The 15,721-nt window shown below is 40.2% G+C and carries 13 protein-coding genes, 2 tRNA genes and 1 pseudogene; 13 read left to right on the top strand and 3 right to left on the bottom strand.

Annotated features, from left to right (window positions below; all coding sequences use genetic code 11):
- Positions 1-12 precede the first annotated feature (12 nt).
- Positions 13-1,365 carry a tetratricopeptide repeat protein gene (locus tag AACW45_RS13845; RefSeq protein ID WP_190633171.1) on the top strand — a complete coding sequence of 451 codons (1,353 nt, stop codon included), beginning with the start codon at positions 13-15 and terminating at the stop codon, positions 1,363-1,365.
- A gap of 414 nt (positions 1,366-1,779) precedes the next feature.
- On the opposite strand, the gene AACW45_RS13840 is transcribed toward AACW45_RS13845, so the two are convergent.
- The gene (locus AACW45_RS13840; protein WP_242045655.1) at positions 1,780-2,097 is read right to left on the bottom strand and encodes an S-layer protein; all 318 of its coding nucleotides are present in this window, start codon (positions 2,095-2,097) and stop codon (positions 1,780-1,782) included.
- Positions 2,098-2,355: 258 nt separating this feature from the next.
- Between AACW45_RS13840 and AACW45_RS13835 the strand changes: the two genes are divergently transcribed.
- The 3 genes from AACW45_RS13835 (at position 2,356) to AACW45_RS13825 (ending at position 3,568) form a co-directional block, all read left to right on the top strand.
- Positions 2,356-2,610, top strand: coding sequence for a hypothetical protein (locus AACW45_RS13835; RefSeq protein ID WP_190633170.1), 255 nt, complete (start codon positions 2,356-2,358; stop codon positions 2,608-2,610).
- Between the two features lie 98 nt (positions 2,611-2,708).
- Positions 2,709-3,146, top strand: a complete 438-nt coding sequence (locus AACW45_RS13830; RefSeq protein WP_190633169.1) for an acyl-CoA thioesterase — start codon at positions 2,709-2,711, stop codon at positions 3,144-3,146.
- Positions 3,147-3,244: 98 nt separating this feature from the next.
- Positions 3,245-3,568 (top strand): hypothetical protein, encoded by a 324-nt coding sequence (locus tag AACW45_RS13825; RefSeq protein WP_313933777.1) that lies wholly within the window; start codon positions 3,245-3,247, stop codon positions 3,566-3,568.
- Between the two features lie 5 nt (positions 3,569-3,573).
- On the opposite strand, the gene AACW45_RS13820 is transcribed toward AACW45_RS13825, so the two are convergent.
- Both AACW45_RS13820 and AACW45_RS13815 read right to left on the bottom strand, forming a co-directional pair.
- Positions 3,574-4,356 (bottom strand): TrmH family RNA methyltransferase, encoded by a 783-nt coding sequence (locus AACW45_RS13820; protein WP_190633168.1) that lies wholly within the window; start codon positions 4,354-4,356, stop codon positions 3,574-3,576.
- Positions 4,357-4,585: 229 nt separating this feature from the next.
- Positions 4,586-4,667, bottom strand: a tRNA-Leu gene (locus AACW45_RS13815).
- Positions 4,668-4,975: 308 nt separating this feature from the next.
- Here AACW45_RS13815 and murA point away from each other — a divergent pair.
- From murA to AACW45_RS13770, 9 genes and pseudogenes are all read left to right on the top strand, one after another.
- A complete protein-coding gene (gene murA / locus AACW45_RS13810) occupies positions 4,976-6,355 on the top strand; it encodes a UDP-N-acetylglucosamine 1-carboxyvinyltransferase (protein WP_190633185.1) in 1,380 nt (459 codons plus the stop codon).
- 128 nt (positions 6,356-6,483) lie between these two features.
- Positions 6,484-7,772: pseudogene (locus tag AACW45_RS13805) on the top strand (RNA-guided endonuclease InsQ/TnpB family protein).
- 87 nt (positions 7,773-7,859) lie between these two features.
- Entirely contained in the window at positions 7,860-8,732 is an 873-nt protein-coding gene (locus tag AACW45_RS13800; RefSeq protein WP_190633166.1) for a M48 family metallopeptidase, read from the top strand.
- 156 nt (positions 8,733-8,888) lie between these two features.
- Positions 8,889-9,989: an alpha-hydroxy acid oxidase gene (locus AACW45_RS13795; protein ID WP_277880389.1), complete on the top strand. Its 1,101-nt coding sequence runs from the start codon at positions 8,889-8,891 to the stop codon at positions 9,987-9,989.
- Positions 9,990-10,048: 59 nt separating this feature from the next.
- Positions 10,049-10,132, top strand: a tRNA-Leu gene (locus tag AACW45_RS13790).
- A gap of 531 nt (positions 10,133-10,663) precedes the next feature.
- Complete coding sequence (locus AACW45_RS13785) at positions 10,664-10,885, top strand: hypothetical protein (protein WP_190633165.1); 222 nt, start codon at positions 10,664-10,666, stop codon at positions 10,883-10,885.
- Positions 10,886-11,810: 925 nt separating this feature from the next.
- Positions 11,811-12,593 carry a WecB/TagA/CpsF family glycosyltransferase gene (locus AACW45_RS13780; protein WP_242045654.1) on the top strand — a complete coding sequence of 261 codons (783 nt, stop codon included), beginning with the start codon at positions 11,811-11,813 and terminating at the stop codon, positions 12,591-12,593.
- A 396-nt stretch (positions 12,594-12,989) separates the two neighbouring features.
- A complete protein-coding gene (locus AACW45_RS13775; RefSeq protein ID WP_190633163.1) occupies positions 12,990-14,474 on the top strand; it encodes a lipopolysaccharide biosynthesis protein in 1,485 nt (494 codons plus the stop codon).
- Positions 14,475-14,559: 85 nt separating this feature from the next.
- Entirely contained in the window at positions 14,560-15,669 is a 1,110-nt protein-coding gene (locus tag AACW45_RS13770; RefSeq protein ID WP_190633162.1) for a nitroreductase family protein, read from the top strand.
- Positions 15,670-15,721 lie beyond the last annotated feature (52 nt).

The raw sequence follows: 15,721 nt of genomic DNA, 5'->3' as shown, positions 1-15,721 counted from the left end.
GTAATACTTAACATGATAGAGGAAAATGAACAAAATCTTAAAAAGATTCTCCAGCAGAAACTCACACATTACCTGGAGAAGTTATCCCTGAGCCGACAAAGCCAAAATCAGCAAGAAGAACTGACTTGCTTAAGCCAGTTAGCAGCCATATATGAACAATTATTTGAGTTTTCTCAAGCTTTACAATATTATAAGCTTTTATTGGCTCTATCCCAGCAAATAGATGCTATAGATTGGCAAGAAGTCGCCCTATACAACATCGGCAATTGTTACCTACAACTCTGCCAATATCAGGATGCAATTAAATATTTTACCCAACTACAAAAAATTACTTACAAAACAGGTAATAGAGTCTTACAAATATCAGCTATCTGGGGATTAGGAACTAATTATCAAAATCTTGGTAAGTATCCTCAAGCGATTGAATATTTTCAACAGCAGTTGGTAATTAGTTGTGAAATTAATCAACAGATTTATGAAAAAAGTGCTTTAGGTTCTTTAGCCAATGTTTATCAGTGTCTTGGAGATTATCAACAAGCACTGGATTATGCACAAAAGGCGCTCCTGATTGCTCAAGAAATAGAAGATATGCAAGCAATCGGGGATTCGCTCGCCAACATTGGCGGAATTTATCTCCAGTTAGAAAATTGGCAAAAAGCTATTATTTATTGTCATCAATCACTTTTGATTGCTAGAGAAATTTCCCAGCAAAATCTTGTAATGATTAGTCTCCACATTCTCGGGCAAGCACATAAAGAGATTGGAGATTATGAAAAAGCAATGGAATTTTTGCGAACATCCCTAGAGATTTCTGCAAAGATTGGCGAGCAACGAGTCCGCAGTGCAATTTTGCAAGGTTTAAGTGATGTTTGTAGTCAACTAAATTTACTACAGCAAGCAATTGAATACAATATAGAAGCTTTAAGCGTTACTCGCCAAACAGAAAATAAATTAGGCGAAGCCTCTGCACTAGCTAAGATAGGTGCTATATATCAAAAGTTAGAGAGAAACGATCGCGCTTTAATCTACTATCAACAATCTTTACAAATTGTGCAGGATCTGGGAGTTAAACATAGTCAGCAGAAATTACTATTTAAAATCGGTCTTATCTATTATTATGACAGTAAATTCTGTGAATCTAGGGATTATTTACAATCTGCGCTTGTTATCGCTCAAGCCAGAAAAAATAATTATGAAGAAGCGCAAATCTCCCTGATGCTCAGTACAAATCTGCAACAGTTAAACCGTTATCAAGAAGCAATTTATTATGGCTATCAATCCTATAGACTTTATAAGTCTTTAGGAGACGAAATCCAAGCAGCACAAATGTGGCAATTTCTCCACAAATTAGGAGCTAAATTTTAATTTAGTTCATGCTAATGTCCATTTAAATTGCATAACTACTAATAAAGGCTATTAACAGTCAACAGTCAACAGTCAACAGTCAACAGTTAACAGTCAACAGTCAACAGTCAACAGTCAACAATCAACAGTCAACAATCAACAGTCAACAGTCAACAGTCAACAGTCAACAGTCAACAGTCAACCACCCTCATGATGGATTGTGCAACTTCAAAGCAGAATATAGCAATCCGTTGACGAGTTACAAACACCTATCTTTGTTGTTCTCTTTGTCCTTTTTGTGAGCATGGGAAAGAGAGATTTTCAAGTTTGGTTATGATACCAATTTGAAAAAATCATGGAACAGATGGTAGGGGCATGGCATTGCCATGTCCTCTAGAATATTAGGGTGGGCATTGCCTAATCTACAGCAATATATTATTGTTGAGTCTGCTGTTGTTTGGGTAATTGCTGCGGATCTTCCGTGGGTTTAAATCGGGGAAATAAAGCGGGTGGTGTAGCTTGACGAAATGCTCCACAATAGTGCATAGTCATCACTGCTTTAAAAGCCCAATGATCTGAAGGTACATCACTAAAAGGATTGGGTAAAGTCTCTGCTTTATTTTCAATGCAAGCATTAATTACTGGATTGGATGTAGCCGCTTCATTATTCATCGATTCTTGAGCTTGCACAGGTTTCCAAAAACCAAGATTAGCAATTAATAAAACTGATAGCCAAAGTTTTTTATTCATCATATAAACCCTAAATAAATTCAGAATAAATCTGCTTTTTTATGTAACTTCAATTTATAAATATTAGCTGCTAACACCCAAAATTAACAGGAGTAAACATAGATTAATATCAAGGTTATTCTAGGGAAATCATTATTAAAACTCTATTAATTGTACCCAGCTTTACTATATGCCTATTGGTTACAAAATATCGTTCTTAAACTAGATGAACAATAGCTTAACTATACGCTAATTCTAAACTATGAGCTAAGTAAATAAATTATGGTGCAACAAATTAGATATAATCAACCACAATACGTTTGCATGATTCCGATTGAGAGCCTAACTGGTAACCAAGAAGAAGAAATTATGACTTTTGGTGTGTCTCAGCATAAAGTTAAAAGAAAAGCTGAACAATTATTAGCATCTACCTATGGTTGTAATTCTGCGCAAGTTCAGGAATTGATGTTGCTAGCAAAAATTGAATTGATTACTCCCTGGTGTACGCCAACTCAACCAACACAAGATGAATCATAACTAGACAAGAAAAGCGATCGCTTAAGTTTAAACTTGAGGATAAAATTGTTGAGCTTGTTCTCCCACACTTTCACGAAAATTGTTAATTTTTCGCCATCATGCAAATATTTAAAACTCTCCTCCGGGTTCGTCACTACGAAATGGATGCCCTTGGACATGTTAATAACGCTGTCTACCAAAATTACCTAGAACAAGCAGCTATTGAACATTCAGAAAATTTGGGTTTAACCTTCGATGTCTACCGCGAATCAGGTGGTGTATTTGTGATGCGCCGAGTAGAAATTGATTATCTGCGTCCAGCCGTTGCAGGTGATACTTTAGAAGTTACAACATGGCTGCGGGAAATACGGGGTACTCGTGCTTTCCGCAAATACGAAATTCGTAAACAAGACCAAGCGGATTTGTTAGTTACAGCCGAAGCACTTTGGGTGTGGGTAGAGGGGAAAACAATGCGTCCAAGACCAATTCCCAGTCTGATATTAGATAAATTTCAACAATCTTGCAACCAGGAGTTTAGCCCTACATTTCCAGGATAATTTAATTATATTTCTGGAAAAAATATTAGACTTTTTCAACTTTACTATGTAAATTTGATACAGTTAGTAAAATCGATCCCGATAGTCGAGATAATGATGTGAAATATACAACATATCAACCTGTAGTCACACCACTCAAGATTATGCCAGTAAATTCAGATTTCCAGGTCAAGATGATGGAGCAAAACCAACAAGAAGAAAGAGAAACTGCGGCGCAAGAGTTTGAAGCAGCCTTGGATGAATTGGAAGAGATTTTACAAGACAAGCGTCCTGAAGATCAAACCAAGGGCAGCTTCTATGATGGCAGCGTTAGCGATGCCCAACTAGCACAAGAAGAACAAGATTTAGCATCTATTGATATCGCCGCCTTTGAAGATGCAGTGGCAGATATTGAGCAATATTTAGCCGAACGCTACCGATAAATGCGCTATTCATGCATTTTTTGCCTTTGGGCTTCGTATAACATTAAAGCTGCTGCGATCGCCACATTCAAAGACTCTACGCCTGGACTTAGAGGAATTTTTACTTGCCGATCTGCCATTGCGGCGATTTCTGCTGATAAACCAGCACCTTCATTTCCCAATAAAATCAAACTAGGTTTGCGCCAGTCTACTTCCCAGTAAGTTAAAGTTGCACTAGGTAAGGTGGCGATAACTTGCATACCCGCTTGCTGACTTGTGTGAATTGTCTGTTTTAAATTTTCTGTCACTGCCATTGCCAGACGAAACCATTGTCCAGCAGAAGCGCGTAAAACTTTTGGGTTATCTAAATCGACACTATCCCCACTCAGCCATAATCCTGAAGCTCCAGCTGCCGCCGCAGTGCGAATAATCGTCCCCAGATTACCGGGATCTTGCAAAGTTTCCACGGCTAGGACAACACCATTCATGGGTAATTGGGAAGTGCGATCGCTCTTTTTGGCTGTGGCGACTACACCATCTGGTTGCACTGTCGTAGCGATCGCGGCGAGAACTTCCGGACTGACAATTTCCGCGCGATCGCAGCGCCTACAAGCCTCCTCCCACAGTCCAAAATGATCTGCTTGCCATTCTGGGGTACAACACACCGCCTGCAACGGATAATTCACCGCACAAGCCTCTTCCAGCAAATGTGTCCCTTCTAATAAAAATAGCTGCTGCTTGTGTCGCTCCTTCGCGGAGTGCAATTTGCGAATTTGCTTGACTAAGGAATTTTGTAAACTGGTTAACACGATTTTAGATTTTAAATTTTGCAGCCATTGCCTTCAGTCGCCTGACTTGAATCAACTGCAGTCAGCTTCCCTGGCTTTACAACTGGCGATATCTTAGATTAATCCAAAATCGACAATCCGTCTTGAAAAGTTCATATCGCCGACTTCCGGCGCTCCGACTCCAGTCGCCTCAAGTCGGCAAACCCGCCCAAAGCGCTGGCTCGACTTTTCGCAAAATCCAAAATTGATATGCGGAACCCGGGACTTGAACCCGGAAGCCTTGCGGCACTAGAACCTGAATCTAGCGCGTCTGCCAATTCCGCCAGTTCCGCTGGCAATTATTTACAATCGACAATTCCTAACTATTACTCATTTATCTCTATTTGTCAAGTCATTGCTCCATCGCTTACCGAGTATAGAGTTTTGCCCCAGACAGAATTTCGTAGCGATCTTGTCAGAATAATTTTTTAATTCCCCAAAAGCTTACCCTGAATAGTTTTTAGCCTTCACCACCCAGGCAAAACCACCTTTTATTGACCCCCGATTCCCCGACAAAATGTAGACAAATCAAATCTTTACTGTAGAATCAAAACCAACTTCAACCCTTTAAAATTGACGTATTTATTCTGGAGGTAGGCTTATTAATCCTTCTAGCAGCTTACCAGATGCCAAGTCCCCCCTTGAAGCAGACTCCGCAGTCTTGCAAATTTGGGGAGGGCATCCTTTGCGAGGTCATGTAAAAATTAGTGGGGCAAAAAATTCAGCCTTGGTAATCATGGCTGGAACCTTGCTATGTTCAGGCGATTGCCGCATCCGTAATGTCCCATTATTAGCGGATGTGGAACGCATGGGTCAAGTTTTATCAGCTTTGGGCGTGAGCTTGAGCCGAAATGGTGACATTTTAGACATTGATGCCAGGGAAATTACCACATCTAAAGCCCCCTACGAATTAGTTACCCAACTGCGGGCGAGCTTTTTTGCGATCGGCCCAATTTTGGCGCGACTAGGAGTAGCTCAGATGCCATTACCCGGCGGTTGTGCCATTGGCGCTAGACCTGTAGATTTGCATGTCCGGGGACTGCAAGCGATGGGAGCAGAAGTCCAAATTGAACATGGTATTTGTAATGCCTATGTTCCTGGCAGCAATGGCAGATTAAAAGGAGCCAGAATATACCTAGATACTCCCAGTGTGGGCGCAACCGAAACATTGATGATGGCGGCTACCCTAGCGGATGGCGAAACCATCATCGAAAATGCAGCGCGGGAACCGGAAGTAGTCGATTTGGCTAATTTCTGTAACGCGATGGGAGCCAAAATTCAAGGTGCTGGCAGCAGTACAATTACCATTGTCGGCGTAAATAAGTTGCATTCAGTGGAATACAGCATTATTCCCGATCGCATTGAAGCTGGTACTTTTTTAGTCGCAGGCGCAATTACACGCTCAGAACTGACTCTCTCTAGCGTGTGTGCAGATCATTTAATTCCCGTAATTGCCAAATTACGCGATATTGGCGTGACTATTATCGAGGAAGGAGCGAATTCCTTACGGGTTCTCCCCGCCAGTAGCCTCAAAGCCACCGATATCGAAACTCTACCCCATCCCGGCTTTCCCACAGATATGCAAGCGCCGTTTATGGCCTTGCTGACTTTAGCAGAAGGCGACAGCCTAATCAACGAATCTGTGTTTGAAAATCGCTTACGTCATGCTTCTGAGCTAAACCGCTTAGGCGCAGATATTCGCGTCAAAGGCAATACAGCCTTTGTTAGAGGAGTGCCGATGTTATCAGGCGCACCAGTATTAGCTACAGATTTGCGGGCATCCGCAGCTTTAGTCTTAGCTGGTTTAGCAGCAGAAGGCACAACAATAATACAGGGATTGCACCACCTCGATCGCGGCTACGATCAACTGGATCTGAAGTTGCAGCAATTGGGCGCAAAAATCTTGCGAGTCAATGAACCAACTACCAATGCAGAACTGACCGCCAGCACTAACAACTCTGCTGCATCGATAACGACATAGTTTGGTAGGTGGGCAATGCCCACCCTTACTAAATCGTTATCAGAAAAATGGGTTTAAAACCCCGTCGTTCTCCGACGGCTTTATGCTTTTTGTGCTAGCATAAGGATGTGCTTAATTGGTCGATACCCATGATTGTCTACGAGTTCAAAGTCAAGGGAAAGGACAAGCAATATCAAGCGATAGATGAAGCAATTCGTACTAGCCAATTCATTCAAAATAAATGCTTACGCTATTGGATGGATAACAAAGATTCAAAGGTAGATAAGTACGCATTGAATAAATATTGTGCTGCGTTAGCTGCTAAATTCCCTTTCGCTGATGAATTAAACTCGATGGCTAGGCAATCTGCTGCTGAACGTTCTTGGTCTGCAATAGCTAGGTTTTACGACAACTGCAAGCGGAAGGTTAAGGGTAAAAAAGGATTTCCGAAGTTTAAGAAAAACTGCCGTTCAGTTGAATATAAATCATCTGGATGGAAACTTTCACAAAGCAGGAAAGCTATAACCTTCTCTGACAAGAAAGGTATTGGGACTCTGAAATTAAAGGGAACCTACGATCTTAATTACTATGACATCAAGCAAATTAAGCGTGTGCGCTTAGTTCGTCGCGCAGATGGGTATTATGCCCAATTTGCAATAGATATTAATGTCAGGATAGAAACTCAACCGACTAATCAAGTAGTAGGTATTGATTTGGGATTAAAGTACTTCATTGCCGACAATAAAGGCAATGTAGAACCTTCACCCCAGTTCTACCGCAAATCAGAAAAACATCTTATACGAGCCAATCGCAAGAAGTCTAAAAAGTTCAGCCAACAAAAAAAGAAAGCCAAACAACGGCAATCAAACAATTACCACAAGGCTAGAAATAGATATGCCCGTAAATATTTAAAAGTAAGTAGGCAACGCAAAGAGTATTGCAAGAGATTAGCGTACTCCGTCATCCAATCTAACGATTTGGTAGCCTATGAAGATTTAAATGTTAAAGGGCTGGTAAAAAATCGACATCTAGCTAAATCAATTAGTGATGCTGGTTGGTACACTTTCCGCAGTTGGTTAGAGTATTTTGGGCATAAATATGGGAAGGTGACTGTTGCAGTTCCGCCCCATAACACAAGCCAAAACTGCTCTAACTGTAGCGAAAAGGTGAAAAAATCTCTATCTACTAGGACTCACGTTTGTCCTCATTGCGGCTACTCAGAGGACAGAGATATCAATGCAGCAATCAATATTTTGAGATTAGGACTCAGTACCGTGGGGCACACGGGAACTTACGCTACAGGAGATTTGCCCTCTTGGGCAGTTGGTAAGGCAGCGCGGTCTTGGGGGTCTCCCCCATGAGCGACTGCCGCACCCGTAAGGGCGCAAGCCTGCTGTCTAACGGCGAGTCTGTGAATGTAGAATCTCTGCACCTTTAGGTCGGAGAGTGTCAAACTAGCTTTAGGGAGGCTGTTGATTTAATTAACTGCGTTCCATAATTGTATTGTTTTCAAGCTCGTTACACTATGTCATTCTTCAAAACGCCGCTAATTGGTTTAAAAGCTGACTCCTTTCGTCATCCCTTAGACTTAGAAGCTACCAAAACTCTCAAGCAAATACCAGGTTTGGATATGATGGTACGGAATTGGCTTGGGCCAATGGCAGAGCAGATTTTTTATGTAGAAAATATTGCTTCTAGCGTGCTTGTGGGTGAAAATCAACTGCCAGATTTACACAAACTGTTGGTAGAAGCTTGCAAAGTATTAGATATCGAGCCTCCCCAATTGTACGTTAGGCAACATCCAGCCCCTAACGCCTACACCTTTGCGATGCGGGGTCAGCAACCGTTTGTGGTATTGCATACCTCATTAATTGATATGCTGACACCAGAGGAAATTCAAGCAGTCATCGCCCATGAGTTAGGACACCTCAAATGTGACCACAGCGTTTACCTAACTCCGGTAAATTTATTAATTTTAGCCGCCGCCATTGTTCCCAATGTAGGGGCAGTCATTGCCCAAGCCATCCAAACACAGCTGTTAGAATGGGTACGCTGTGCTGAGTTTACCTGCGATCGCGCCGCTTTACTAGCTACCCAAAATCCCAAAGTCGTCATGTCAGTCTTAATGAAGCTGGCTGGCGGTTCCCCCACCTTAGCGCCCCAACTTAACCTTGATGCTTTCGTAGCCCAAGCCCGCGCCTACGATGATATTAGTAAAACCGAACTAGGCGAAATGGTCAAAGCCGCCCGCACCGCCCAATTAACTCACCCCGTACCAGTATTACGCGCCAGAGAAATCGACCGTTGGGCGAGTAGTAAAGAATATCAAAATTTATTGCACAATCACGGGCAGAAGTCCAAAGAAATTACCTCCAAAGGGGGATGGCGGAATTGGTAAGTTAAGAGTCAATAGTCAATAGTCAATAGTCAATAGCAGAAAACATCTTCTTTGCGTCTTTGCGCGCCAGTTGCTACAAGTCGGCGGAGCCGCCCAACGCACTGGCTTGCCTTTTTGTGAGATCCTAAAAATATTTCACATCGAGGCGAAAATTACTTGCAACCGATTAACCTTTTTGAATACGAACAGCTAGCAACACAGCACCTCTCACAAATGGCGCTGGATTACTACAGTAGCGGTGCGTGGGATGAAATTACATTACGAGATAACCGCGCCGCTTTTGAACGCTGGAAATTACGCCCGCGTATGTTAGTTGATGTGAGCGATCGCAATTTAACTACATCTATATTAGGACAGCCCCTAGCACTACCTTTACTCATCGCACCGATGGCTTTTCAATGTCTAGCCCATCCCGATGGCGAAATCGCCACAGCCAAAGCAGCCGCTTCCGCAGGTGTTGGCATGGTTTTGAGTACTTTAGCGACAAAAACAATTGAAGAAGTCGCAGCCGTGCGGCAAAATTTTTCCAACGCTCTGCAATGGTTTCAGTTATATATACATAAAGATAGAGGTTTAACTCGCGCTTTAGTTGAAAGAGCTTACGCCGCAGGTTACAAAGCATTATGTCTGACGGTAGATGCACCTTTATTGGGACAAAGAGAACGCGATCGCCGTAACGAATTTTCTTTACCATTAGGTTTACAGGCTGCCAATATTGCAACTATCAAAGACTTAGATATTCCCCACGCCCAAGGGGAATCTGGCTTATTTACTTACTTTGCCGAACAACTCAACCCCGCTTTGACTTGGAAAGACTTAGCATGGTTGCAATCAATTTGTCCTCTACCCTTGGTAATAAAAGGTATCTTACGCGGAGATGATGCTATGCGTGCAGTAGAGTGCGGAGTTCAAGCCATTGTCGTCTCTAATCATGGTGGCAGACAATTAGATAGTGCGATTGCATCTTTAGATGCTTTAGCAGAGATTGTCACGGCTGTAGATAATCGAGCGGAAATACTAGTAGATGGTGGTATCCGCCGGGGTACAGATATTCTCAAAGCCTTAGCATTAGGCGCAAAAGCAGTACTCATCGGCCGCCCAATTTTATGGGGACTAGCTGTGGCTGGAGAAGTCGGTGTATCTCATATCCTCACACTGCTACAAAATGAGTTCAGCCTAGCTATGGCTTTGAGCGGCTGTCAAAAGCTACAGGATATCGATTCTTCTTTAATTACTCTTCCTCATGGCTATAAATAATTAGAAAAGTACTTGTCAGAAACCAAATGAATATATTATGATAGGAAAGTTGCATCCAAGGGCGGGTGGCGAAACTGGTAGACGCACCACACTCAAAATGTGGCGACCTTGCGGTCATAGGAGTTCGATTCTCCTCCTGCCCACTGTTAAAAAGCTAATTTATTAGCGCCATATATTTTTCACTAACTCTAGCATTATCTATATAGTACAGACCTAAGGTATACATCTATAAACCTTGGTTTCTTGATGCAGTTTTGGCAGTTGCCAAATATTTTTTCCTCAAAAGGAACTTAATTTCCGGGAAACGTGTCTATTGTCTTGTATGAAATAACATGAGTCAATATCCAAAGCTCAACCTGTAACTTTTAATATTCAGTAATTCGCCAAAATTCCAGTTAGGGTTGAGCAAATGGAAGATTTAACCAGTAAATAATCACAACTTGCAAAATGTGCCATGAGTTTTATTGAAGTGCTTTATCTAGCACCTAGATAACTATTTAGTTAAAATTTATACTCTTATTTTTGTGTCCAGCAAATATTTGTGTATAAAACTTACGTGCTATATGCGTGCTAACACTGACACTTTTTGCGTATTAAGAATGGGTTATGTGTTCAAATTTGCTAATCAAGATATGAACAATGTATAATTGTAATTAATCATAAAAGGTGAAACTATGAGATTAAAAAGGTGGGAATCTCCTCGCAGAGAAGGAAGAAACGATAAGGGTAAAGGCGGCTCGGCCAGAAAACGGCAACTGAAAAAACAAAGGCAGATGTTACGGCAAAAACTTAAGCAAGAAAATAAAGCAGACGATACAAAAAATAATGGCAATAGAGAAGATAAATCAATCTTCTCTTTTTTTATTCTTATTCAAGAAGAAAAATCTTTATTTTAAATGTAAATTCTTGCCCTGTTACATAAGTAACAAATAATCGTTGAATATAACTTAATATTATTATTTTGCTGTTAATAAATCGAATTTTTGATTACTTGATTTTATCCCCTTTAGGATAGATGCCGATATTTAGTTAGGTATTGTACAGAAATATTATCTGATTGTAAAAACCTGAAAAATTAGGTTTTATAATTCGCAATTATGCGCTGTAATCATTGATATATAAGGCTTTTCAGCCCATATAATCAAGAGATGTTAAAAATTGGAGATATTAAATATTCTAATTAATGATCGAGTTCAGGTGCATAAATCTCTGGATATAGGTGAATTCTCCCAGTAAATATATTTTCTTGGTTGTAATTACAACTTTTAATAACTAGATTATTGCCATCTATACTCATAAATCAGTCAAAAAACAGCCTTTATCCTAATCAAAAATATTTAGCGATCGCTATTCCCTTTAACCAAGATTTAACCTAATTTCCTATTCTTTGATATAAGGTATATGGCTTAACCAAATTTACAGATTTAACACATTTGCTGAAAAAATTAAATATTAATTCGCTAAATAACCAAGAAGTAATTAAGCAAAATAAATCATGAAATTTAATTTATCAAAAATATGAAGTTTACATCAAGACAACATGAATCAATTATAAAGTAACTATAAAGTTTGTTCTGAGTATTGGGAAAATCCTGATATCAGCGTGTAAGCTTATATACGGTGGTAATTTATTTTAAAATACCAGGGTTACCAGAATTTACTGATAAAGCTATTGCATCTCCATGTATGTGTGCCAGGCCATGCCATAAGCTTAGGAAGAAAATCAGCAATAGTACCACCTAATTGTTCCCGTAGGAAATGTACTAGTTGATGTTGATAATTTTGTCTTTGACACAGGAGGAATTTATGGGAGAGATAGCGATGTTGCCAACAAAAGAAGTTCTGGATTTTCCGATTACTGCCTTACGATTTAAAGAGCAGATGCAAGCCATCGTCAAATGGGCGATCGCCCGCGAGAGTAGAACAGTATGCGTAGCCAATGTCCACATGCTCATGGAAGCTCACTGGAATCCAGAGTTTGCTACTGTAGTCAGAAATGCAGATGTCGTTACTCCTGATGGTATGCCTTTAGTGTGGATGATGCGATTGATGGGTGCGCGTTCCCAAGATCGCGTAGCAGGGATGGATATCCTCCAAGAATTATGTCAGCTAGCTCAAGCAAAAAATTTAAGCGTCTACTTTCTCGGTTCGCACACAGAAGTTCTTTCGAGAATGCGAAAAAGATTAGATCAAGAATTTCCCAAATTGAAAATAGCAGCGATGGAACCTTTACCTTTTCGTCCCCTGACGGAAGCTGAAGACCTTGCTTTGAATCAAAAAATAAATGCTAGCGGTGCTGGTTTGGTATTTGTCTGTTTAGGATGTCCCAAACAAGAAAAATGGATGGCGCAACATAAAGGGAAAATCCAGGCTGTGATGATTGGTCTTGGGGGAGTATTCCCAGTTTATGCAGGTATTCAAAAGCGAGCGCCAAAAATAGTCAGAGAATTAGGATTTGAGTGGCTTTATCGCTGGATTCAAGAACCGCGACGGTTATGGGGACGCTATCTGAAAACAATTCCGCCTTTTATGTGGCTGGCGATTAAACAAATACTCTCATCCAACCGTGCTACAGAAGTCTTAGTTGACAGTACTGGAGACTGAATCATTCAATTTGCATAACTCTGAGTTAAGACGACTAAAGATGGAGTCATTGCCATATTGTAGCAATTTTGGGTGAAGCATCCAGGAAATCCATGCTTTTGGGTATCCTGCACCCATCCATGACAACTAAAGGGCAATAATTGCTAGATATTCAATTTTTCAAACCATACGGAAGCTACCAATAATTTTTCCTCTAGTCATGATTCATGAAAAATCTTGCTTCTAGCTACAAGAACATACATTACTTCCGTACAAATCATCTTCAGGGCAATTTGAAAAGCCTGTTTGTGAGATGTGGTGCATTTACCATAATTATTCAATTGTAATTGATTTTTTCTGGTTACTTATAGAGGTAGGGTAATAGATGCATTATTTATTTAGTAGGAACTTACTGTAATGGAATCACCCAAAAAGTCATCCGATTTACGAACAAAGGCAGTTAAAGGTGTAATTTGGACAGCAATTGAGAATTGGGGCAGCAAAGTAATATCATTTGTTGTTTTTTTACTGCTAGCTCGTCTATTGGAACCGAAGACCTTTGGTCTGGTAGCCTTAACTAGCATATTCTTCGCTTTTATGCAGGTATTTCTTGACCAAGGATTTAGTCAAGCTATTATTCAACGCAAAGACTTAAATAACGAACACTTAGATACTGCTTTTTGGACTAATATCGCCATTGCTTTCCTACTTTTAGGACTGAGCGTAGTTGGCGCTGGGTTTATCGCCACCTTGTTTAAAGAACCGCAACTGATACCAATCATACGTTGGCTTTCTTTAAGTTTTTTGTTTGCTGCTCTCAATAGCGTACAAAGCGCAATTCTTAGTCGCAACCTCGCCTTTAAATCTCTGTCTTTACGCACGCTGATAGCAACTGTTGCAGGCGGTGTAGTTGGTATAACTATGGCACTTTTAGGCTTTGGTGTCTGGAGCTTAGTCGGTCAACAGTTGGCGAATGGGTTAGTTGGGGTTTTGGTTTTGTGGTGGAGTAGTAATTGGCGACCAGGCTTTAATGTTTCTAAAAAGCACTTTCAAGAACTATTCGCCTTTGGAATTAATGTAGTAGGAATGAATGCATTGAATTTTCTCAACACCCGTTCTGATGATTTTTTAATCGGATATTTTCTCGGTTCTGTAGCACTAGGATATTACACTGTTGCTTACCGCATTTTACTGATAGTAAACCAATTAATGGTCGGAACTATCCAAAAAACTGCACTACCAGTTTTTTCGCGGTTACAAGCAGAACCAGAAAGATTACGACAGGCTTTGTACACTGCTATTGGATTAACCACTTTAGTTGCTTTTCCAGTATTTATAGGGCTATCTGCATTGGCACCTGAATTAGTAATTGTTATGTTTGGCGAACAGTGGAAGCCTAGTATACCAGTAATGCAAATTCTCAATCTCATCGGTTTGCTCTACGCTAGTTTCAACTATAACAATCCAATAATTATGGCACTAGGCAAGCCTGCATGGGGCTTGGGTCTTAACTTGATGCAAGCTGTGGGCAATGTAATTGGCTTTGCCATAGCAGTTCGTTGGGGAATAATAGCGGTTGCGTTAGCCTATTTGATTCGTGCCTATTTAACAGCACCAATTACCTTGTGGATAGTCCATAAGTTAATTCGTATCAACTTTAGTACCTATCTTAAACAACAGGCCGCCCCACTGTTGGCATCGCTAGCTATGGTAGTAAGTATCTTTGCAGTGAAACATTTCCTTAGTCAAATAGTGAGCTTGCAGATATTATTAACTATTTGCATAGGACTCGGTACCGTTGTATATATCTTGACTATTATGTTAATTGCTCCTCAACTTTATAAACAAGCAACAGGTCTTTTTAGTTCAGTTCTACCAAAGTTTATGTGGAAGAAAAGTTAAATTAAAACTGGTATAATTTGAATATATTTAAACTAATTGAAAACTTGATTTTAACTGTCTACTGTAATAATTAAAAAGAGTAACTATGGAAACTCAAGCTGGTTTTGTGAAAATTTTACACCTAACTAAACATATAGTCAAAAATTTAATTACTGAATCTGGAATCATCAAGTTAAAACAAATTTATCAAAATTTTCCAGAACTAATTTTGCCTTTATGTGTTCGCTCTCCATTCTTAAGTTCACTTTATTATGTCTTTATTTCATCAGCCTTCCGTAGAGAACATCATGGCGTTGTATGGGGAAAACTAAAGTATTCAAAGGAGTTAAACTTAGCAAAAAACAGTGACTTTTTGCTTAGACGCAATATCCACCGTTTGGAAAAAGGTCTGCTTATGAAACCTCTACGTGATATTTTTGCTAAGGACTACATTCATGAAACAGTAAATAGCTACAAAAATGCGTTCCTAGCCAAGCAAAATGTAGTTCTCAGTAATGACAGTGAATTACACTGGGCATATGATGTCCTCAAACAGTATTTCAGCATTGTTGGTTCAGAACCTACCATTGACCAAGCCAGAAAAATATTCTTAGAACTACCACCTCTTAATAGCAACAACCAATCTGTTCCTTATAAGAGAGACCTCACTAGCCAACTTCCTGTAAACTATGACCAGTTCCTCGCTTTGTCTTATCGACGTCGGTCGGTGCGCTGGTATCTGCAAAAGCCAGTGCCTAGAGATTTGTTAGATAAAGCTATCAAAGCAGCAACTCTTTCTCCCAGCGCCTGCAATCGTCAACCTTTTGAATTTCGTATTTTTGACGAGCCAGAACTTGTAAAACAAGTTGCCTCAATACCTATGGGTACTAAAGGCTTCAGTCACAACTTTCCTGCCATTATTGTTGTAATTGGTAAATTAAGGGCTTACTTTAGCGAGCGCGATCGCCACATCATATATATTGATGCATCTCTTGCTTCTATGTCATTAATGTATGCCTTTGAAACACTAGGTTTAAGTTCATGTCCGATTAATTGGCCAGACATCGAACCATTAGAAAAACAAATGCAATCCCTACTCAAATTAGAACCTGATGAACGTGTAATTATGTTGATTTCCGTCGGTTATCCCGATCCAGAGGGCATGGTTGCTTACTCGCAAAAAAAACCTCTAGAACAAATTCGTAAATATAACTGATTGTTAGCAATTAGTGAAGAATAAATAAATCAGTTGATGCAATTAATTGATG

It is taken from the genome of Calothrix sp. FACHB-168, assembly GCF_963889195.1.
GTDB lineage: Bacteria > Cyanobacteriota > Cyanobacteriia > Cyanobacteriales > Nostocaceae > Aulosira > Aulosira anomala_A.
This window is presented reverse-complemented; position numbering and strand designations above follow the sequence as displayed.

Excerpts from the sequence above, each read along its gene's own strand:
- AACW45_RS13845 (WP_190633171.1), top strand. The coding sequence starts at position 13 with ATGATAGAGGAAAATGAACAAAATCTTAAAAAGATTCTCCAGCAGAAA.
- AACW45_RS13840 (WP_242045655.1), bottom strand. The coding sequence starts at position 2,097 with ATGATGAATAAAAAACTTTGGCTATCAGTTTTATTAATTGCTAATCTT.
- AACW45_RS13835 (WP_190633170.1), top strand. The coding sequence starts at position 2,356 with ATGGTGCAACAAATTAGATATAATCAACCACAATACGTTTGCATGATT.
- AACW45_RS13830 (WP_190633169.1), top strand. The coding sequence starts at position 2,709 with ATGCAAATATTTAAAACTCTCCTCCGGGTTCGTCACTACGAAATGGAT.
- AACW45_RS13800 (WP_190633166.1), top strand. The coding sequence starts at position 7,860 with ATGTCATTCTTCAAAACGCCGCTAATTGGTTTAAAAGCTGACTCCTTT.
- AACW45_RS13785 (WP_190633165.1), top strand. The coding sequence starts at position 10,664 with ATGAGATTAAAAAGGTGGGAATCTCCTCGCAGAGAAGGAAGAAACGAT.
- AACW45_RS13780 (WP_242045654.1), top strand. The coding sequence starts at position 11,811 with ATGTTGCCAACAAAAGAAGTTCTGGATTTTCCGATTACTGCCTTACGA.
- AACW45_RS13775 (WP_190633163.1), top strand. The coding sequence starts at position 12,990 with ATGGAATCACCCAAAAAGTCATCCGATTTACGAACAAAGGCAGTTAAA.
- AACW45_RS13770 (WP_190633162.1), top strand. The coding sequence starts at position 14,560 with ATGGAAACTCAAGCTGGTTTTGTGAAAATTTTACACCTAACTAAACAT.